Source organism: Snuella sedimenti (assembly GCF_016428595.1).
GTDB lineage: Bacteria > Bacteroidota > Bacteroidia > Flavobacteriales > Flavobacteriaceae > Snuella > Snuella sedimenti.
In genome coordinates this window covers 21,507-42,501 of the sequence record NZ_JAELVQ010000023.1, presented here as the reverse complement: position 1 = coordinate 42,501, position 20,995 = coordinate 21,507, and the positions used below count along the sequence as shown (strand labels likewise).

At 32.9% G+C, this 20,995-nt stretch carries 19 protein-coding genes; 7 read left to right on the top strand and 12 right to left on the bottom strand.

Annotated elements, in window-relative coordinates:
- Nucleotides 1–25: 25 nt before the first annotated feature.
- Complete coding sequence (locus JF259_RS14525) at nucleotides 26–520, bottom strand: YkgJ family cysteine cluster protein (RefSeq protein WP_199116291.1); 495 nt, start codon at nucleotides 518–520, stop codon at nucleotides 26–28.
- A gap of 110 nt (nucleotides 521–630) precedes the next feature.
- On the opposite strand from JF259_RS14525, the gene JF259_RS14520 reads away from it, so the two are divergent.
- The gene (locus tag JF259_RS14520; RefSeq protein ID WP_199116289.1) at nucleotides 631–1,326 is read left to right on the top strand and encodes a class I SAM-dependent methyltransferase; all 696 of its coding nucleotides are present in this window, start codon (nucleotides 631–633) and stop codon (nucleotides 1,324–1,326) included.
- Between the two features lie 42 nt (nucleotides 1,327–1,368).
- Here the strand turns inward: JF259_RS14520 and JF259_RS14515 are convergent, their stop codons facing one another.
- The 3 genes from JF259_RS14515 to JF259_RS14505 all read right to left on the bottom strand — a co-directional run bounded on the left by JF259_RS14515 (nucleotide 1,369) and on the right by JF259_RS14505 (nucleotide 6,795).
- On the bottom strand, nucleotides 1,369–1,950 hold the full coding sequence (locus tag JF259_RS14515) for a DUF1287 domain-containing protein (protein ID WP_199116287.1): 582 nt from the start codon (nucleotides 1,948–1,950) through the stop codon (nucleotides 1,369–1,371).
- 9 nt (nucleotides 1,951–1,959) lie between these two features.
- Nucleotides 1,960–3,684, bottom strand: coding sequence for a TonB-dependent receptor (locus JF259_RS14510; RefSeq protein WP_199116285.1), 1,725 nt, complete (start codon nucleotides 3,682–3,684; stop codon nucleotides 1,960–1,962).
- A gap of 84 nt (nucleotides 3,685–3,768) precedes the next feature.
- Nucleotides 3,769–6,795, bottom strand: a complete 3,027-nt coding sequence (locus JF259_RS14505; RefSeq protein ID WP_199116284.1) for a tetratricopeptide repeat protein — start codon at nucleotides 6,793–6,795, stop codon at nucleotides 3,769–3,771.
- Between the two features lie 228 nt (nucleotides 6,796–7,023).
- Between JF259_RS14505 and JF259_RS14500 the strand changes: the two genes are divergently transcribed.
- From JF259_RS14500 to JF259_RS14485, 4 genes are all read left to right on the top strand, one after another.
- Entirely contained in the window at nucleotides 7,024–7,707 is a 684-nt protein-coding gene (locus JF259_RS14500) for a cell division ATP-binding protein FtsE (RefSeq protein ID WP_199116281.1), read from the top strand.
- A 226-nt stretch (nucleotides 7,708–7,933) separates the two neighbouring features.
- Nucleotides 7,934–8,440, top strand: a complete 507-nt coding sequence (locus JF259_RS14495; RefSeq protein ID WP_233164311.1) for a class I SAM-dependent methyltransferase — start codon at nucleotides 7,934–7,936, stop codon at nucleotides 8,438–8,440.
- The gene (locus JF259_RS14490; protein ID WP_199116277.1) at nucleotides 8,440–9,294 is read left to right on the top strand and encodes a glycosyltransferase family 2 protein; all 855 of its coding nucleotides are present in this window, start codon (nucleotides 8,440–8,442) and stop codon (nucleotides 9,292–9,294) included. The genes JF259_RS14495 and JF259_RS14490 overlap by 1 nt, the downstream gene beginning before the upstream one ends.
- Nucleotides 9,291–10,232: a glycosyltransferase family 2 protein gene (locus JF259_RS14485; RefSeq protein ID WP_199116275.1), complete on the top strand. Its 942-nt coding sequence runs from the start codon at nucleotides 9,291–9,293 to the stop codon at nucleotides 10,230–10,232. The genes JF259_RS14490 and JF259_RS14485 overlap by 4 nt, the downstream gene beginning before the upstream one ends.
- On the opposite strand, the gene JF259_RS14480 is transcribed toward JF259_RS14485, so the two are convergent.
- Nucleotides 10,215–10,610 (bottom strand): sugar 3,4-ketoisomerase, encoded by a 396-nt coding sequence (locus tag JF259_RS14480; RefSeq protein ID WP_199116274.1) that lies wholly within the window; start codon nucleotides 10,608–10,610, stop codon nucleotides 10,215–10,217. The genes JF259_RS14485 and JF259_RS14480 overlap by 18 nt on opposite strands.
- Nucleotides 10,591–11,427: a glycosyltransferase family A protein gene (locus JF259_RS14475; RefSeq protein ID WP_199116273.1), complete on the bottom strand. Its 837-nt coding sequence runs from the start codon at nucleotides 11,425–11,427 to the stop codon at nucleotides 10,591–10,593. Before JF259_RS14475 ends, JF259_RS14480 begins: the two co-directional genes overlap by 20 nt.
- 74 nt (nucleotides 11,428–11,501) lie before the next feature.
- On the opposite strand from JF259_RS14475, the gene JF259_RS14470 reads away from it, so the two are divergent.
- Nucleotides 11,502–12,416, top strand: coding sequence for a glycosyltransferase (locus JF259_RS14470; RefSeq protein WP_199116272.1), 915 nt, complete (start codon nucleotides 11,502–11,504; stop codon nucleotides 12,414–12,416).
- Nucleotides 12,417–12,471: 55 nt separating this feature from the next.
- On the opposite strand, the gene JF259_RS14465 is transcribed toward JF259_RS14470, so the two are convergent.
- The 5 genes from JF259_RS14465 to typA all read right to left on the bottom strand — a co-directional run bounded on the left by JF259_RS14465 (nucleotide 12,472) and on the right by typA (nucleotide 19,396).
- Entirely contained in the window at nucleotides 12,472–13,704 is a 1,233-nt protein-coding gene (locus JF259_RS14465) for an O-antigen translocase (protein ID WP_199116271.1), read from the bottom strand.
- A gap of 88 nt (nucleotides 13,705–13,792) precedes the next feature.
- Nucleotides 13,793–14,902, bottom strand: a complete 1,110-nt coding sequence (locus JF259_RS14460; RefSeq protein WP_199116270.1) for a DegT/DnrJ/EryC1/StrS family aminotransferase — start codon at nucleotides 14,900–14,902, stop codon at nucleotides 13,793–13,795.
- Complete coding sequence (locus tag JF259_RS14455; protein WP_199116269.1) at nucleotides 14,899–15,864, bottom strand: GNAT family N-acetyltransferase; 966 nt, start codon at nucleotides 15,862–15,864, stop codon at nucleotides 14,899–14,901. Before JF259_RS14455 ends, JF259_RS14460 begins: the two co-directional genes overlap by 4 nt.
- A 47-nt stretch (nucleotides 15,865–15,911) precedes the next feature.
- Nucleotides 15,912–17,231, bottom strand: a complete 1,320-nt coding sequence (locus JF259_RS14450) for an O-antigen translocase (protein ID WP_199116268.1) — start codon at nucleotides 17,229–17,231, stop codon at nucleotides 15,912–15,914.
- Nucleotides 17,232–17,596: 365 nt separating this feature from the next.
- Nucleotides 17,597–19,396 carry a translational GTPase TypA gene (typA, locus tag JF259_RS14445; RefSeq protein ID WP_199116266.1) on the bottom strand — a complete coding sequence of 600 codons (1,800 nt, stop codon included), beginning with the start codon at nucleotides 19,394–19,396 and terminating at the stop codon, nucleotides 17,597–17,599.
- Nucleotides 19,397–19,692: 296 nt separating this feature from the next.
- On the opposite strand from typA, the gene kdsA reads away from it, so the two are divergent.
- Nucleotides 19,693–20,511, top strand: coding sequence for a 3-deoxy-8-phosphooctulonate synthase (kdsA, locus tag JF259_RS14440; protein ID WP_199116264.1), 819 nt, complete (start codon nucleotides 19,693–19,695; stop codon nucleotides 20,509–20,511).
- 57 nt (nucleotides 20,512–20,568) lie between these two features.
- Here the strand turns inward: kdsA and JF259_RS14435 are convergent, their stop codons facing one another.
- Nucleotides 20,569–20,946, bottom strand: coding sequence for a DUF1801 domain-containing protein (locus tag JF259_RS14435; RefSeq protein WP_199116262.1), 378 nt, complete (start codon nucleotides 20,944–20,946; stop codon nucleotides 20,569–20,571).
- Nucleotides 20,947–20,995: the final 49 nt, after the last annotated feature.

Here is a 20,995-nt window from a genome sequence, read left to right as displayed (position 1 = left end):
AAAGTGCTTACTAAACAGAACTGAATTACACTTTTATTTGCTTCTTCATAGCTTCAACGATGTTAAAAGCGGCAGGACATATTGCAATATTTTTCAAGGTAAGACTAGATATTTGTTGAAACTTCTTTTTATCGGTATGCGGAAACTCCCGGCAAGCTTTAGGACGCACTTCGTAAATTGAACAATAATTGTCAGCTCCCAAAAACGTACAGGGCACACTTTGCAATACATAATCATTATCCTCATCGATCCTTAAATACCGATCGATAAATTGCTGCGGTTTCATTTTAAAAAACTTAGCAATCCGATCAATGTCCTTATCGGTAAACAACGGCCCTGTTGTTTTACAACAATTGGCACACTTTAAACAATCGGTTTTCCTAAATTCTTCATCGTGCAACTCTTGCATGATATAATCCAAATTCTTTGGCGGTTTCTTTTTTAGTTTAGCAAAGAATTTTTTATTCTCGTTATGTTTATCTTTGGCCTGCTTCGGAAGGGTTTTTATAACATCTTGCATAGCGCAAAAATAGTGATTTTGCACCCTATTGAGTAAGAATTACTGAAAATTGCAACATCTAACACACAACTGTTAGGACCTTTAAAAGTCTAGCAATAACATAAAAAAATATGAAAGACCTATTTGGAGCTGCTTTATTGGATTACCAAAATGGACATTATACTGAAGACATTATTACTTCCACCAGCATTTCTGATAACGATATTTTACCACTTCCCTATCTGTTTAGAGATTATAAGGACATGCCCAAACTGGAACAAAAAGCCTTAAATCTAGCGAAAGGAACTATTTTAGATGTAGGTTGCGGAGCCGGAAGTCACAGTTTGTATTTACAAAAGAAAAACCTTAACGTAAAGGCTATTGATATTTCCCAAGGTGCTATTGATGTTTGTAAACTTAGAGGTGTAAAAAACACTCAATTAAAACACATTTTAGATGAGACAGAGACGTTTGACACCCTTCTATTGCTAATGAATGGCACCGGTATCTTTGAAGCCTTATCACAAGTATCCAAATATTTGAACCATTTAAAAAGTTTATTAAAGCCAAATGGCCAGATCCTGATTGATTCCTCCGATATAAAATACATGTATGAAGACGACGATGGTGGTTTTTGGATAGATACTAATGCCAACTACTATGGAGAACTGGATTACTTTTTAAGCTATAAAGGAGAAAATGAAGTGCCTATAAAATGGCTTTATCTCGATTTCAATACGCTAAAGCTTGCTTGTGAAACGGTTGGCTTGCAATGTGAATTAGTTTTAGAGGGTGATCATTTTGAGTATTTGGCTAGATTAAGTTAATATTAACCTACTTGTTTTTCCTTAACCCTAATTTATAGTCTTTCACTGCAAACAGCCATAATGTCCGATAATTTTAAAATCAAACAAGCAATCTTCTAAAACCTGTCCATTCCCAATATTATGAACTATTAAGTTTCGTTTACCGTCTTTAGATTTTTTATCAACTACAATACCTATATGTGTTACAGCCCCACCCAAATTCCAACAAACTATATCTCCCGGGAGATAATCAGCAGGATTCTTAGTAATAGGTTTTTCTATGCCTTTCCTTTTAAAAAACACCATTAAATTAGGCACTCTTCTATGGTCTATATTCTTATCGGTTGTTTTTAACCCCCATATTTTAGGATATAAGTCAAAATTGGCTTTCATATCTTCATGCACTCCTTTCTGCAGATCTATTCCTATTTTTCTATAAGCTCGTATTACCACATCGGTACAAACTCCTTTATTTTCTGGAACATCCCCATTTGGGTAATCAATTGAAAAATAGCTAGGATCGTAAATAACCTGTTGGTTGGTTAATTGCATCGCTTTATCAGAAAGTATTGTACACTTTGTAAAACTTTGTGCTTGACAAAAATATGTACTGGAAAGAAAAAACAATAAAAGACTTTTCCTCATCTTTTTACATCAAAAATCAAACTTATAAGTTGCACCAGCTAAAAACTGAATACTTTGTACTGGGAAATTCTGCCAACGTTGGTAATTGTTATTGGCTATATTATTTGCTTTAGCAAACACCGAAAACTGTTCGTTAATATGATATCCCACATGGGCATTGGCATCAAAGTAACTATCTAGACTTACCGTAAATGGCGAGGTAATAGTACCATCATTCAAATAAAATTGATCTTTACGCTTTCCTACGTAAAATATATTTGCCCCAGTAAACCAATGCGTATCAATTTGATAATCTAAAAACAAAGACCCTTCCATATCCGGCAAGTTCCACGCTTCAGTTTCCGTATCGGCATTATATGTGTAATATGCAGCTTTTATAGCTAATGTGAAATTCCTGTTTATATCAAAGTTCAATTCACCTGCAAGACTAAAAGTATCGACATCATCATATACAATTCCAAAAGAATTACTATAAGAATAGTCTTGTGAGGTATTCGTTATTTCATTATTTCTGAACAAAGCCTTACTCCTATCAGCTAAATAACGCCCACTAATATTATAACTCATATTACTAGACACCTTTCCTTTCAAACCCACATAGGCATTATACAATTGATCGGTTGGCATAATAAACAGAGTAGGCGATACAAACGAATTCTCGTTTGCAAAGCTGTAATAAGAGTTTTGAATCAAACCGCCTTCAATACCGCCATAAGCAATGAGCACATCATTAACCAATCGGTACGATGCTGTTACATTTGGATAGATATAAAATTTACTTTCTTTTGCTTCTATATCATTTAAATAGAATAAAGACACACCTAGATTCACTGTTAAGTCATCTTGTTTTAATTGGAAACTCGGCGCTATTCCTACCTGAAAATTGCCATATTTAAGTTCTTCATCCAAATTATAATATCTATCAAAACTCCCTCCTAAATAATCAAATATTATCTCTGTAGATACTTCTTCTCTATTAATGGGAACATCTACAACCGCTTTAATCTTTAACCTGTTTTCTCCCGACCCTTGGTTATCACCAAAACGCCTAAACAACATATTACCAGAATTAATATAAGTATCCTCAAAAGCCAAATCGCCTCCTACATACGCATTATAAAAGGCATGGCCTACGTCTATATTTGCAGCTGTTGCATCGTCTATTTGCGATTTTGCTACACCGTACCAATTATAGGTTTGATATTGAAATCCTGCTTCTGCCGTCCAGGACATATCTCTTAGCCTTGAAGTATAGTTAACATTTAGTTTTGAATTTGAAAAATCATCATCAAACATCACATCTTCAATATCGCCCTGTGACGAATGGTGACTTACGTAGCCTCCCACACTTTCGGTTCTGCTAATGGCATTATTCAAATATACTTCTCCTAGAATACTGGTGTAACTACCCACGCCCAAAGTAGCATAATTATCATATAACTTAGCAGGCTTTTCCTTTTCAATAACTGCAGCTTTTCCTTTTGCAGGGGTAAATGTTGAGGCCACTGGAAATGAGAAAATATTATACTTTATTTCTTTTTTTGTTTCGGTCGCATCATCATCTAAAGTTGGTGTTTCCTTAACTTTAAAAGCGTCTGATATAGATGGGGTATACGGCTTAACTACATTTATTACTCCTGTAGTAATGGTATCTTTCCTTCTATCTTGAGAAAACGACATACCAACTGTAAACGTAAAAACACCTATTAATATATTTTTTATGTGCTTTCGCATATGTTCTTTATTTTTTTAACTATTATCTTGTTGTTTTTTAATGACCTTTTTACTTCTGAATCGAGCCTATAGAACAGCCTGTTTTTAGTTCCCTTCTGGTTGAATGGATGCGTTGGTTTTTGCTTCTTCCTTTTTAATTTTGGTCAACTCTTTTTTAGCTTCAGAAACGACCTCCTCAAACTCTGTAAAATTCTCTATAACGCTTTCCAAAATGTAAGTGGCTTGGAACGCATCTTTAAGGGCATAAAAATTCTTGGCCATAAGTACCAATCCTTTAGCGCTATAATACTTATATCCTGAAAAATCCTTAGCTAATTTTTGAACTAACTTATTAGAAGCTTCATAGCTTCCTTCCTTATTTTTAAAGTAAGCATTAAAGTACAGAGCCTCGGCCGCTGTTTTGCCCGTTGCTACTTTTTCCACCTTAGCATAGGCTGACTTCGCTTTATCTTCATCGCCTGTTTTGATTGCTGAACGTGCAATGATAACATGGGCATCACTCTTTATCTTATTGTCAATTTTTGTATTGGAAAGTACTTTTTCCGCGTAAGTGACAGCTTCATTAAAACGTTCTAACTGGTAGTTCGCTTTCATTAAATTGGATTGTGCAAAAACCACATGTTGCGGGTGGCCAGACTCTTCTTCTAAACGTTCCAACAAAGGCATAGCCTTGATCCAATCTTTACGTTCCAAATAAAACTGTGACAAACGTGAAAGTGCTTGTTCAGTAAATTCATTTTGGGAAGCTTCAACCACATACTGATAATGTGGCGCTGCATTTTCGGTCAAATCCTTTTTATAATACAACTGTGCTACATAAAAATGCGACTGCAATGCATGGATTCCGTTAGGAAATTGATTTAAATAGTTATTAAATTGCTTAATTGCTTTATCGGTATTATTATCTAAGTATTGCTTTTCCGCTGCTTCATACGTCGCATTTTCTAAGTCTGAATCTGTAACCTCAATATAATCTAAAGTTCGTACCCAGGCCGCATAGTCATCCACCTGTCCTAAATCAATATAAATCAAACGTGCTGTCGCGACAGCCTGTACTGCCTCTGGTGCCCCTGCATAATCGCTTGCCAACTCTTTGAACTTGACCAAAGCTTGCTCATTCTTACTAGCATTATAATATACCAATCCTTGTCTTAATTTTGCTTTGGGGACAAAAGAACTCATGCGGTATTCCGAACTTAAACGATCATACAATTGCATTGCCTTTTCTGTCTCATTTATTTTAACATAGGTATTACCCAGTTCGTACATGGCATCATCTCTTAGTTTAGATTTAGGGTATGTTTCGATAAAGGCTTTTAATTCCGAAATTTTTTGCGATGTTTCTCCTATATAACCCGCACTTAGAGCTTTTTGAAAAAAGGCGTAATCGGCTTCAATTTGTCCAATCTTAATTGCATTATTATACGCTTGAATAGCATTATTATAGTCACTGGATACAAAACAAGCATCTCCCAATCGCAAGTAGGCATCGTTCATCCTTACGTTATCATTTTCTTTGTGCTCTATAAACCGATTAAAATAATTAATAGCCTGAGGATAGTTCTTTAATTTAAAATAAGTATACGCCAAATTGTAATCTATATTTTCTATTTCGGGAGTTACCGAGGCTTTGGACTGCTGCTGAAACTGCTTAAATCCGACCAAGGCATCATCGTAATTTGTTAAATTGTAATCGGCTTCAGCTTTCCAAAAGGTTGCTCTTGCTGTATACATATCATCTCTTGGTTCACTTAAGGACTGATCAAAAAGTGAAGCGGCCTCTAAATATTTTCCTTCGTTATAAAGTTCAATCCCGCGATAAAATGCTACTTTTTGATAGGCTATTTTGTTTTCGAAACTTCTTTTGCCTTCCAATAACTTTAATGCTTCTTTATAATTCTTAGAAGTTATATAGGAGTCAATCAGCAATGTTTCTATTTCCTCCTTATGACCCGTATTAGGGTAGCGATCCAAATATTCTGCTAAAACCTGGGGAGCTGATTGATACGGGTTTCCTATTTCATAGCTAATCTTAGCATAATTAAGCCATGCATCTTCTTGTATTTTTAAGTCATAAGACATTTGCGAGGCATTTCTAAAAGCATTTAAGGCTTCTTGCTTTTTATCTAAATACACATAACTTTCGCCAAGATGGTAATAGGCATTTTGTGCAATGGCATTGTCTCCTCCAATAATCTTATTGAACTCTGAAACGGCTCTTTCATAATCTTTTTGCTTATAATAAGCATATCCCAACTGGTAAAAATCGGTATGGTTCCATTTTCCTCTATTACCTTGATAGGCTTTTAAATAAGGAATGGCCTTTTCGTACGCTTTGAGATTAAAATAACTCTCCCCTATTATTTTCGATAATTGGGATGCTTCACCATCTTCTCTATGATTATTGAGTTTTTCTTTAGCAAGCTCGATTGCTTTTTCAAAATTTCCTAACTTGAAATTAAGATCTGCCTGGTAATATGATAATTTCTCCTTGTAACGCTCTTGATCGCTTACTTGATCGAAATAGGTATTAGCCTTATCGTAATCATCCCCTTCATAAGCCATAAAACCAATGTAATACTTGGCCTGAGAACCATAGGTCTGAGAATTTTCAACACGACTTAAATACTTTTTGGCATCTTTATACTGCTTTGCCGAAAAAGCGGAATAGCCATTGTTAAAATTAAATTTTTCTTTTTCGTTCCTAGCCAAACTAGCTTCGTCAACTTTATCATACCACTTTCTGGCATGGGCATATTTTCCATTGACAAAATAATAATCAGCAACATCTACAAACGCCGTATTTCTCTTTGTACTTGTTGGGTAATCTTTGACGAAATCTTCGACCAATCGATCGGCATTTTGCTGATTTAAACGTACCGCACAATTGGCAATATAATAGGCACAATCAGATTGCAACACGGCTTCTTTTGTGGTTCTTTGAACGTTAGAAAACAAGCCTTGCGCTGCAAGATATTGTTGGTTATTATAGAGTGTCAATGCTTTTTGATAATCGACTAAATTATTAGTGTAGGCTGCCGATTGTTGTGCTGTAATTTGAAATGCAACACTAAGTGCTACTAAGAAGAAAACGATATTTTTTTTAATCATTAAGCGTCGTTTTTGTTTAGATTCAAAGATACTTTAATCTTACCCTTTAACGCAATAATCGTGCTATAATTATAAACCGAGTTATTAAATATAAAAAAGTTAACATTTTTTAATAATACATTCAATTTTCTCAAAACTAATTCGTTATTAACTTTTAATCTATAGCCTTTAACTTTTAACTAATAAATAATACATTTACAACACTAAAAAAACAATCGGCTTTTATTTATGTCAAATCCTATCTTACAACTAAAAAATGCTGCTATATATCAAGGCGACAATCTAGTACTTTCTAATGTCAACGTTGAAATGTACAAAGGGGATTTTGTGTATTTAATTGGGAAAACGGGTACAGGAAAAAGTAGTTTCATGAAAACACTTTATGGCGATTTGCCCTTAACAGAAGGCGAAGGACAAATAGTAGATTATGATTTAAAACACCTTAAGGAAAAAGACATTCCCTTTTTAAGACGGAAGCTGGGCGTTGTATTTCAGGATTTTAAATTGTTAACAGACAGAACTGTAAATGACAACCTCCTTTTTGTGTTAAAAGCAACGGGTTGGAAGGATAAAGTAAAAATGAACGCGCGTGTTGAAGAGGTTTTAGCTAAGGTTGGCATGAAAACCAAAGGCTTTAAATTTCCGCACGAACTGTCGGGTGGTGAACAGCAACGGGTAGCCATAGCCAGAGCTTTACTTAATGACCCGGAATTAATCCTTGCCGACGAGCCTACTGGAAATCTGGACCCCCAAACCAGTGTAGAGGTTATGGAAGTTTTACAAGACATTAATAAAAATGGCAACACCATCCTTATGGCTACACACGATTATGCTTTGCTACTTAAATACCCGAGCAAAACGCTAAAGTGTGATGAAAATGAAGTTTATGAGGTAGTGCAGAGGAAGGGGTGACATGTATAATTCCATTAAAAAAAGCTTTAAGACTATTGTTCCTAAATCATTTTTATTTGAGAATGAGGTGTTCTTTCGCTATTTTCATGGAGTCTTTTATACGGGAAATAAACATAAGTGTAATATTTGTTCAAAAAAACTCAGAACTTTCATTCGATTAAAAAACAAAGATTTACTTTGCCCTTTTTGTGGGAGTTTATCTAGAAACAGAAGACTTTGGAGCTTATTGAGCAACAACATTAAAGGAAACATACTCCACTTTTCACCATCAAGAAGTTTATATCGTCCTTTTAAAAAAAACAATCAGATTAATTATTATAGTACTGATTTTGAAAATGAATTTTTAGCTGATTATAAATTTGATATTACCACTATTAATCAAGAAAGCGAAAAATTCGACATTATAATTTGTTATCATATACTGGAACACGTTATAGATGACAAAAAGGCCATATCTGAACTTTATCGTACATTAAAACCCCAAGGAACTATATATATACAAACCCCTTTTAAAGAAGGGGATATTTATGAAGATTATTCCATTATCGCGCCAAAAGAACGATTAAAACATTTTGGGCAAGAAGACCATGTTCGTATTTATTCTGTTAAAGGTTTAAAAAGCCGACTGGAGAATAATGGTTTTAAAGTTGAACCTAAAACATTTACAAACGATGAAAATGATTTTTACAATGGATTTAAATCACCTGAAACTGTTTTAATCGCTACTAAATAATGTTATCAATTTTAATTCCGACATACAATTACAATGTTTACCCTTTAGCCAAAGAATTGCACAGCCAATGTACTGAATGTGATATTGTATTTGAAATTTTAGTTTTCGATGATGGATCAAAATCAAAACACAACCTTATCAATAAAAAAATAAATTATTTAGATCATACCAAGTTTAAAGAACTTCCTCAAAATATAGGAAGAAGTGCTATTAGGAATCTATTAGCTAGTAACGCTAAATATAATTACCTATTATTTATTGATGCCGGCACTTTTCCCTATTCAAACAAATTCATTGAAAATTATATTATGTTCAAAAATAAAAATGTAGTTTGCGGAGGCATGACCAACTTAAAAAAAGCCCCAAAAAAGCCCTTTAAACTACGATGGATTTACACAAAAAAGAGAGAAAGTAATTCACTATGCTCATCTAATTTTTTAATCAAAAAAGAGATTCTTTTAAAATTCCCTTTTGATCAATCCATCAAAACTTACGGTTATGAAGATGTTTTATTTTTCAATATACTAAAAACAAACAACTTTTCTATTTATTCATTAAACAACCCAGTAACTCACAATGCAGAAGACGATGCCAATACATTTATTATAAAAACAGAATATGCAATTGAAAATTTACTTGAGTTGATCCAGAAAAATAAACTAAACATGAAAGCTTCTAAAATTTCAAAATGGTTTTTATCATTAAACTCTTTAAAACTAATCAAGTTTACAGCTAAACTTTTTAAACTTCTAAAGCCTGGTTTAGTTAAAAATTTCAATTCTTCACATCCAAGTTTAGTGCTATATGATTTCTATAGGCTAGGCTATTTCTGTCAATTAATAACTAAAAAATGATGCCTTTTTTTTCTGTTATAATACCACTTTATAATAAAGGAAATTATATTAAAAACACTCTAGAAAGTGTTCTCAACCAAACATTTCAGGACTTTGAGATTATTGTAATTGATGATGGTTCCTTTGATAATGGAAAAAAAATAGTATCAACCGTTAGTGATAAACGAGTAAATCTATATAGCACACATAATAAAGGTGTGTCTCATGCCAGAAACTATGCTATATCAAAAGCAAAAGCTAATTTAATTGCTTTTTTGGATGCTGATGATATTTGGTTGCCAAACCATTTACAAGATTTAAAAACATTACACAAAAACTATCCTAACTGTGGCTTATATTGCAAAGCATACTTCAGCCAATACAAAAAAATTATTATAAAATCAATATATAAAAACATTCCAAAAGACAAATACTGGATGGGGATTGTTAAAGATTATTTTGATTCCAGCATGGTAAATAGTATTGCCTGGACATCTGCTGTAATGATTCCAAAAAATGTATTTAAGAGAGTTGGGGGATTTAATGAAAACTACAATTCTGGAGAAGACACAGACCTTTGGATTAGAATTGCATTGATTTTCAATGTGGCCTTTTACAACAAAGTAAGCGCTATATATAATCTATTGTCTGAAAACAAAATAACGAACTCTAGTTTTACCAATAGAAAACATTTCGATTTAGATGTTTACGAAAGTAATGCCAAGGCAAACTTAAACTTAAAGAAATACCTTGATTTAAATCGGTTTTCAATGGCTATTCAATACAAACTAGAAAACAACCATAAACCTTCAAAAATTTTATACCAAAAAATTACTCCTAGTAATTTATCTAGTATAAAAAAAATAATTTTCCACCTCCCCAACGGTATCTTAAATAGATTATTAAAATTAAGACACCAAACCCGAAGGATTAACATAAATTTAAGGCTGTTTCGATAATTTAAATAAATTATAATCTCTTATATATTCTTGTTCATCATAATTGGTAGAAGCTAACACCAAACAAACTGATCCTGATGAAAAATTTTCCATTTCTCTCCAAATACCCGTTGGAATGTACAGTCCCACGTTTGGTTTATTCAGCATAATTCGTATTCGTTCAGTTCCATCATCCATTACAACCTCAAAGCTGCCACTTAAAGCTATGAGCAAAGACTCTTGTTTTTTATTAGCATGCCCTCCCCTATATGCATTACTAGGCACATCATAGAGATAATACACCCTTTTAATCTTGAAAGGAATACTATCCTTTTCAATTACAGCTAGATTTCCTCTACTATCTTCTATTTTAGTTATATTAATTAATTTCGCCTTCATAAACTTTATCAATTACTCCTGTATTCTTCAATACCTTGTAAGTTTTAACTCCTTTTAGCCCTATCCTAAACTTATGAGGTATTTCATTGATTTTAATATAATTATGCCTTATTAAAAAGAACAAATATTTAATTAACCAAACATAACTTAAATTTGAGTAAAAACGTTGATGCAAAGCTGCTCTTGCAAAAATCGCATTATCACTTCCCATATTGCGTCCAGAACTTTCATTTGGATGCATCACTATAGTTTTGGAAACATGATACATTTTCAAACCTTTGTCATAGGCATTTCTCAAAAAGAGATACTCTGTCTCTCCTTTAAAAACCGACCCTACACCAAAATAATGATTAAAAAAAACATTACGTTCACTAAACACATTTCTTCTAAATGAAATGACCCATGTATAAATGTGCTTCAATGTTTTTCTTGTATGCCTTCCCTCATGTGAATAATTAGCATAAGGATTTCCTTGTTCATCAATTGCTTCAAATGAAATCATATCTATATCGGGATTTAGCTTGTAAGCATCCATAACGGTTGCTTTTAAATTCGGTTGATATACCACATCATCATCAGACATTAAACAAATATCAGCCTCTGCCTTTCTAATTGCTAGATTACGACTAACAGGAGAACCTCTATCTAATGAATTAATAACCCTCACATTCTTTATATGTGACTTCAAAATTTTACCTTTTGTTGTTTGATTAATTATGAGGATATTGTATCCAGAATAATGTTCATAAGGAAACATTTTTTCTAGAAAAGATAAATCAGTTTTAAACATGGTAGAGATTAATATTTCTATATCCATATACGTTAAGGTTAATATAATTCATCTACTTTATCTAGGGCTAAAATATAGAAAAGAAAAATATTAAATCACTTATGAACAAAAAACCTTTAGTAACAGTAATCTGCATATGCCACAACCATATGGATTACGTAGTAGAATCTCTAAATTCGGTTATAAATCAAACCTATAATAATATAGAAATTATTATTATTGATGATGCCAGTAAAGATGACTCTATCATTAAGATCAAAGAATGGATTGCACATAAAGACATTTTATTCATCGAAAACAAAGAAAATATTGGAAATACCAAAACCTTTAACAAAGCTCTAGCTTTAGCAAAAGGCGAATATATTTTAGACCTTGCAACTGATGACATTTTAACAACTACTTGTATTGAAAATCAAATCTATCGATTCAAAAACTCAAAATACAAAAATCTTGGTGTAGTATTTTCAAATATGGAGCGTATCGACGAAAACGGTAATCATATTTCATATCAATATGACTTGAATAATGAAAACAAAGCTAAACAAAAACCTCCTACGGGAGATATATACAAATTTATTATTCATAGTTATTTTTTAAGTGCTCCCACAATGCTTATCAAAAAAAACGTATTAAAGAAGCTTAAAGGTTATGATGAAAATTTAAGCTATGAAGACCTTGACTTTTGGTTTAGGTCTTCCAGGCTTTTTGAATACGATTATGTTGATAAAGTTTTAGTAAAAAAACGAATCTTAAAAGAATCTTTAAGCTCAAATTTCACAAAAAGAAGAGGTATAAACTTGGGAAAATCAACTTATAAAGTTTGTAAAAAGGCTATCTACCTTAATAAAAATAAGGAAGAGCATAAAGCCTTAATCAATAGAATAATTTACGAGCTCCGATTAGCTATAAAAAACTATAATGTAATCCTGTTCATCAAATTCTTCGCCCTACTACTAAGACTTCAGACAAAAATTTGGATTAGTTCACAATGGGATAGGCTACAGTTTTTATTTTAATACCAAACATTCATCATTTCGGAACAAAAAAGAAACTTTATTTTAAAAAAACAACTTATTCATCTTCAATATTTTGCCTCTTAAAATAGTACCGCACAGCAAATATTACTATACCAAAGTAAACTATATATCTATAAAAATGGGCCATTACTACACCTTCAGCTCCATAGACAAGTACTAGATTTTTGGATAAAAAGTAGAATAACCCTAAAGATATCAGTTCGGTTACAATAAAACTTTTAGTCATTTTCTTTGCTAAAAATTGATGTGAGACTACTAAAGTAGCTAACCTAATAAAATCACCCAATAATTGCCATTTAAACAATGGTTCCATCCCTGTAAAATTAGGATAAACAATTGTTATAACAACTTCTCTGAATATATATACCAATAACATTCCCAAACCAAAAATAGGGAGTAAAGTTTTATAGATATAAACTACTTCTTTCTTAAACCTAATGCCATCATATATTTTTGTAAACCTTGGGATTACATAAAGTGTAAAAACTCCAGAAGAAAATACCATGTAATTTTTTGATATAAACCCCATGGCCGTCCAATAACCCGCTTCCTTTTCACTAATCTGATTTGTTATAGAGGTTCTGATATCAATTTCAATATAATTAATAAGCACTGTCGACACAAACGACATAAGTGCAAACCCCAGCAATTGTTTATAGTAAGGTATTTTAAAACGAATACTACTAACCTTTATGATTCTTCTTAAACCAGCCCCAAAAATGCTCCCTATAACTCCAAGTTGTATGATAGGTGTTAAAACAATAGCCAGCAAAACACCCTTAAGACTGTAAAACTTAAGAAAAAGTAAAAGCAACAGAGTTGACATTACATAGGTAATTAAATCTATCTTGGCATATTTTTTATATTCCGAAAGCCCATTAATTATACCATTAAAAAAGCGTATTAAGACCAAAACGGGCATGAGTACTGCCAAAACAACAATAACATCACTCATCATACCTCTCAATCCAAATAATTTGATTGCTAAACTATCTGAAACAAGAATTAAAACAATAGAAATTGATATAGATCCGACAACACCAAAAACAAAAGCTGTACTAAATACTTTTTTTAATTCTTCATTATTATCTTTTAATTCTGCAACATACTTAACCAATCCATTAAAAATCCCTAATGATGCTACACTATTTACTATTTCGACAAGGTTTCTTAGCTGCCCTACTTTTGCAATTCCAGCTTCACCTATAGCTAAGGCTAGAACACGTTGAACAAATACCGAAATAATAAGCCTAGCTCCTATCACCATCGCATTGACGGAGGTTATCCTTAACAAAATGTTATTTCTAATATTTGGAAATATCAAATTAATTTATAATTGGTTTTGAGATATCTCATTATATTGAACTAAATGCATTAACAGCATCAATAACCCTTGTTATCTCTACATCTTTCATCATAGGATTCAAAGGTAAACTTAATACTTCATTATGAATCTGTTCTGTTATCGGGAAATTAAAGTCTTTATATTCTTTATAAGCTAGTTGCTTATGAACAGGAACAGGATAGTGGATAAAAGACTCTATTCCAACACTATAAAGATAATCCTTTAATACATTTCTTTTTTCACTTCGTATGACAAACAAATGAAATACATGTTGATTAAAATCTTTATAGCTGGGTATTTTAATATTTTTATTTTTTATAGAATCAAAATATCTTCGAGCAATATATCTTCTTTTATTATTATTAGTATCTAAATATTTCAATTTTACTCTTAAAAAAGCTGCCTGAATTTCATCTAACCTACAGTTATGACCCTTAATGTCATTTTCATAAGATGACGTCCTCCCATAATGTCGCATTCGGGTTATAACGCTTGCCAAAGCACCATCGTTTGTTGTAACAGCACCTGCATCTCCCAACGCTCCTAAATTTTTAGTCGGATAAAAACTAAAAGCGGCTGCATTAGAAACGTTGCCAGCTTTACGCCCATCTATATTAACGGCTCCATGTGCTTGGGCTGCATCTTCTATAAGGAGTAAATTGTACTTTTTTACGATGGTTTCTAAAGCAGAAACATTATATAACGAACCATACAGATGAACTCCTAAAATAGCTTTCGTCCTTTTTGTTATAATCTTCTCAACTTCTTTTGGATCTAAATTATAGGTCTTAATATCAGGCTCAGCAAGTACAGGTATCAATCCAGTATTACTAACCGATAATACTGTTGCTATATATGTATTTGCAGGAACAATGACCTCATCACCTTCTTTTAATACCCCTAAAGTTTTATAGCCTTCAAAAATTAATTGTAAAGCATCAAGTCCATTGCTAATACCTTTACAGTATTTTGTGCCACAATATAATGCAAATTCTTCTTCAAATTTTGTAACTTCATTTCCTAAAACATAAGACCCTGAACATAAAAAATTCTTAAAAGACTTTTGAAACTCAACCTCATATTGTTTATTAATTCGCTTTAAATCTAAAAACTTAATCATCTTATTATATCACTTAATAAACCATAACCCACTGTGTCAACTTTATACACATCACACGTTAATGCTCTTGCTCCAAATCCCTCTTTCCAAAATAAAAGCCCATTACTTATTGTTTTATCTCCTTCCTTCTTAGATGTTCCTAAATCAAAATATTTTTTTTGAGTAAAGACATATTTTAGCAAAAATATTTGCAAATAATCTAAAGACCCCAAAGTACTTTTGTCTTTATTCGCTGAAATATACTGTAAACGAACTACTTTTTCACTTTCAAAAATAGTCGCTCCAGCTACTATGTTATCATTTAGATAAACATTAAACTGCCTTATACTTTCAGGAAACAAACTTTTAAGTTTATTTATCTCTTCCAAACTATGCACTGGTTTAGCATTATATTTACCTCGTAAATTTGGTATTAAAATTTCATTCCAAAAAGCATCGCATTTTTTATCCTCTTTTATTTTTAATTTATGCTTTTCAGCCCTTTTATATCCTTCAATTCTACTTTTAAAACTATTTTGTCCATCCAAATTAATAACTGATAACATCTCTCTTTTCATTAGTTTTGCATCCAAAATGTACATTAGAAAAAGTAATTCATCACTTGGTACTTTATGATAAATAGCTGGAATAAACTTTATTTCTAACTCTTTTATCTCATTTAAAAAAAGATATTTTAAAAGATTCTCAAAAATACTCAAAACTATATGGGACCTTTGAGAAGAGTCTAAAATTAACCCTCCATAAGTTAATCCTTGATGTGAATAAACAGCATCCTCCTTCTTGTTAGCAGGTAATAAGGCTACTAGTTTTTCTTTCTTATAAACCAATAATGAATAATCCTCAAATCTATCGGAATGATATTCCATAAAGTCTCTATGGAAAAGAAATGTAGCATTCTTTGCTGTAGCTATAAAATTGTTCCATTCATCATAATACAATGATGTATACTTTATAACTTTCAAACCACTGGACAAATTTGATTTTTCCAAATGTACTAATAAACTAAAAATTAACCTTCACCCCTAAACACTTGCTTATCTTCCCCCTCCACCCCAAAAAGCGAACTTCCAAATATCAACAAAATAATGCCATAATACATTAAATAACTTACAAAATGTGCAATAACGGCACCTTTTACACCAAATACATCTATAAAATAGATACTTGTTAGATATAAAATGACAATTAAAAACGATTCAGTTAAGATGTAATGCCAAAACATTTTTTTAGCTAAAAACTGATATGCAATTACAATGGACAGAACTTTAACGAAGTCCCCTAATAACTGCCATAAAAACAGATCTTCTACAGGACCAAACGCGCTTGAAAAAACAATGCTTACAATATATGATCTCAAAAAATAGATAACCAGTAGACCTACCAACAAAACTGGCATAATCGTTCTATAAAAACTAAACACTTCCTTTCTAAAAGCTTTTACGCCATCTATTTCCGAAAATCGCGGCAAAATATAGAGTGTCATTAAAGAACTCACCAGCATTAAATAATATTTGGAAATCCTTGTCATAGCTTCCCAAAATCCAGCATGTTTAATTCCTACATGTTCAATAATATAAGAACGGATAGCTATTGCTACAAACGGCAAAATAACGGCTGTAACTAGTGCCATTAAAGAATATGTTCCCATATTTTTTAAAACACTTAAACGAACCCGCCCTACTTTTATAAGCGGTACCAAACTGCGTCTGTTTACAATGCCTACTAGTGTAATTAAAAATATAAGTGCTTCGGCTATAACAACAGATATTAAAGCCCCATCTATCCTATTCTGGTATATTAAAAGTAGCGTAATGGATAAGCCTAAAACCTGACCAATAATATTTATTACAATAAGAATTTTATACTTCGAAAATCCGTTCATTATTGAAAATGAAAACATATTCAACGCATAAAATGGCAATACGGCAGCAAAAATTTTAATAACATAGCCATAATATCCCCAATTAGGGAACAGCATATTATTTATAGCTTCCGCATTAAAATAGCATACAAAAGAGACTAAAACCGTGGTCACAAAACCTACGTAAAACACTGTAGACAGTGTTTTACTCAACGCTACCACTTCTTCCTTAAAGTTAGACACATACTTAACCATGCCATTATAAAAACCACCTATGGCAATGGTTTGCATGGCACTAACAAAATTCCGTAAGTTCCCTATTAAGGCTAAGCCTTCAGCTCCTATAAAAACTGCTATAGCCTTAGACGTTAATAATCCTGCAATAATTTTTGTAAATACCGAAGCGGCCTGAAGTGAAGCAATCTTAACTAAAACATTCTTATTTATGTAATCTAATAGTCTTTTCAATCGATATGGGCTTCGCCTTACTTAACAAGAAAAAATTAAGGCTTGGGTTCAAATTCCATGAACATGTCTTGCTTCTGCATGTCCATCAAATATAATAAAATCATTTTATCAATCCCATTAAACTTATCCTTATCGCCTCTTTTGAAGCAGATGGTAAAGATTAATACAAAGTATCGCTATATTGGTAATAACAATTGGCAAAGAAATTGGCTGTAACAAAACCCCATAAAACACAAATAGTAAACAACCTAAGCTGTTTACTATTCGCAATTTAACTATCGATTTCATTAAGAATGACACCAGAATCGTAGCCATGGCCAGATAACCAACCCATTCTGTATATGAAACTCCTAACGATTCCACTTTTATATGGATTTGTTACGCTTTCTATCTACTTCTTTTAAGAATATTTTACGCAAACGCAAATGATTTGGTGTTACCTCTACATACTCATCCTTTTGAATATACTCTAAGGCCTCCTCTAACGAAAATTTAATTGCCGGAACAATTTTCGCCTTGTCATCGGCTCCTGAAGAACGTACGTTACTTAGTTTTTTTGTTTTGGTCACATTAACCGTCATATCATCACCTCGAGAATTTTCCCCAATAACCTGACCTTCATAAATATCTTCTCCCGGATCGATAAAAAACTTACCGCGTTCTTGTAATTTATCAATAGAGTAAGGGATGGCCTGCCCATTTTCCATAGACACTAAACTTCCATTTTGTCTTTCTGGAATACCACCTTTTAATGGTTGAAATTCTTTAAAACGGTGTGCCATAATGGCCTCACCCGCTGTTGCTGTTAGCAACTGATTACGCAAGCCTATAATCCCCCTTGAAGGCACTATAAATTCACATACCATTCTATCGCCCTTAGCTTCCATGCTTAGCATTTCACCTTTACGCATAGTAACCAACTCAATGGCCTTACCAGATACCTCCTCTGGCAAATCGATGGTCATTTCTTCAACTGGCTCACATTTTACACCATCAATTTCCTTGATAATTACTTGTGGCTGTCCAATTTGCAATTCATAACCTTCACGACGCATCGTTTCAATTAAAACCGATAAATGCAATACGCCTCGTCCATAAACCATAAATTTATCAGCACTATCGGTTTCTTCAACTCTAAGCGCTAAATTCTTTTCTAATTCCTTAGCTAAACGTTCTTTTATATGACGTGATGTTACAAATTTTCCATCCTTACCAAAAAATGGTGAATCGTTAATGGTAAATAACATACTCATTGTTGGCTCGTCAATGGCTATTGTTTTTAAGCCTTCAGGAGCTTCAAAATCCGCAACCGTATCGCCAATTTCAAAACCTTCCAGACCAACTAAGGCACAAATATCACCTGCCTGAACAGCATCAACTTTTATACGTCCCAAGCCTTCAAAAACATGAAGTTCTTTTATTCTAGACTTAACAATACTGCCATCTCTTTTCACTAAAGAGATATTTTGCCCTACTTTAAGTTCGCCTCGTGTTAAGCGCCCTATAGCTATTCGCCCTGTAAACGATGAAAAGTCTAACGAGGTTATTAACATTTGGGTCGTTCCCGCTTCAATTTTAGGCTCGGGAATATGCTCGATTACCATCTCTAACAAAGGCTCAATACTATCGGTCTCTACTTTCCAGTCATCACTCATCCAATTGTTCTTTGCCGAACCGTATACCGTTGGGAAATCTAACTGCCATTCTTCTGCTCCCAATTCAAACATTAAATCAAACACTTTTTCGTGCACTTCATCGGGCGTACAGTTTTCCTTATCCACCTTATTTATCACAACGCAAGGCTTTAAGCCCAAATCGATAGCTTTTTGCAACACAAAACGTGTTTGTGGCATTGGCCCTTCAAAAGCATCCACTAACAACAAAACACCATCGGCCATATTTAACACACGCTCTACTTCACCTCCAAAATCGGCGTGACCTGGTGTGTCAATAATATTAATCTTTGTGTCTTTATAAATAACTGAAACATTTTTAGACGTAATAGTAATACCCCTTTCTCGTTCTAGATCGTTATTGTCTAGGATCAAGTCTCCAGTGTTTTCGTTTTCACGGAATAACTGGCAATGGTACATGATTTTGTCTACCAAAGTTGTCTTACCATGGTCTACGTGAGCAATGATTGCAATGTTTTTAATATTAGCCATAATTGTGCCTTATTTTAAGCGTGCAAATGTACTCATAATTAATGGATAAATTATATTATAATGTTATTTTGAATAGCTCTCTGTATACAAATCTATAAAGCGCCATCAAAATACAACATATTTAGCTCATTTTCAACCACTAATGAAACCTTACAGCTCTATTATCAATTTATGTTTTTAGCGCATTACAGTACTTTTACATAAAAAATAAGATGCTACCGAATTCGATTCTAATGGACAAATATTCAGTATAAATAGTATCTTTGCAACCTAATTTTTTTTGAAACAAAACGATTATGAATCTTCAGGATATCCCCAAAATAAAGCACACAAATTCTAATAACTTCTTTCTTTTAGCGGGGCCTTGCGCCATTGAAGGAGAAGATATGGCATTACGAATTGCTGAAAAAGTAGTTACAATAACCAATAAGTTGGAGATTCCTTATGTTTTTAAAGGGAGCTTTAAAAAGGCCAACCGTAGCAGAATTGATAGCTTTACGGGAATTGGTGATGAAAAGGCCCTGAAAATACTTAAAAAAGTTTCTGAAACGTTTGATGTTCCTACTGTTACTGATATCCACGAAGTTTCTGATGCTGCCTTTGCTGCCCAATATGTGGATGTGTTGCAGATTCCAGCTTTTTTAGTAAGACAAACAGACCTTGTTGTTGCAGCGGCAAAAACAGGTAAAGTTGTAAACCTTAAAAAGGGGCAGTTTATGAGCCCTGAAGCTATGAAACATGCCGTACAAAAAGTGAAAGATGCTGGCAACAATAAAGTCTGGATAACAGATAGGGGCACCATGTTTGGATATCAGGATATGATTGTAGATTTTAGAGGCATCCCAACTATGAAAAACTATGCGCCAACTGTTTTGGACGTTACCCATTCATTACAACAGCCTAATCAGAATAGTGGCGTTACTGGTGGGCGTCCAGACATGATAGAGACTATTGCAAGAGCAGGAGTAGTAAATAATGTAGACGGTTTATTTATAGAAACACATTTCGACCCATCGAATGCTAAAAGTGATGGCGCCAATATGCTGCATTTGGATTATTTGGAAAAACTGCTCACCAATTTAGTAGCTATTAGAAAAACGATAAATAATTTATAGTAAGCACGGGGTCTTTATAGTTATCCGTAAGGCTGAAAAGGCCTCAAACATTGAACCTTAAATAAACCACGCCTTTTTACTTTGCCTTATTTGTTCGGCAGCAACCTGCAAGAGCTCCTTAAAATGTTCGTGGTCTAAATCTTCTATGGACTTTAATTGAATAGAACGTACTTGTTTACGATTATTATCATTTTTTAAGATTGGAAACTCTTTTTCCAATAAAACGCCTTGCACAAAAGCTACATCAACATAGTCCTTCCCCTTTAAAATATTTAAATACAACATTGGTTTTTTGCCAATATTATAGAATGGAATTTTATAGCTATAACGCTCCACTACATCTGGTAAGGTATTTAAAATAACCTCCCTAACATAAAGCATAATGGATTGATAGGGTTCTTTTTGATTAAGAAAATAATTGTCTACAGGTTTCATTACTATAATTTATCAGTTCAAACAGTTTTACAAGTTTAATAAATAACCA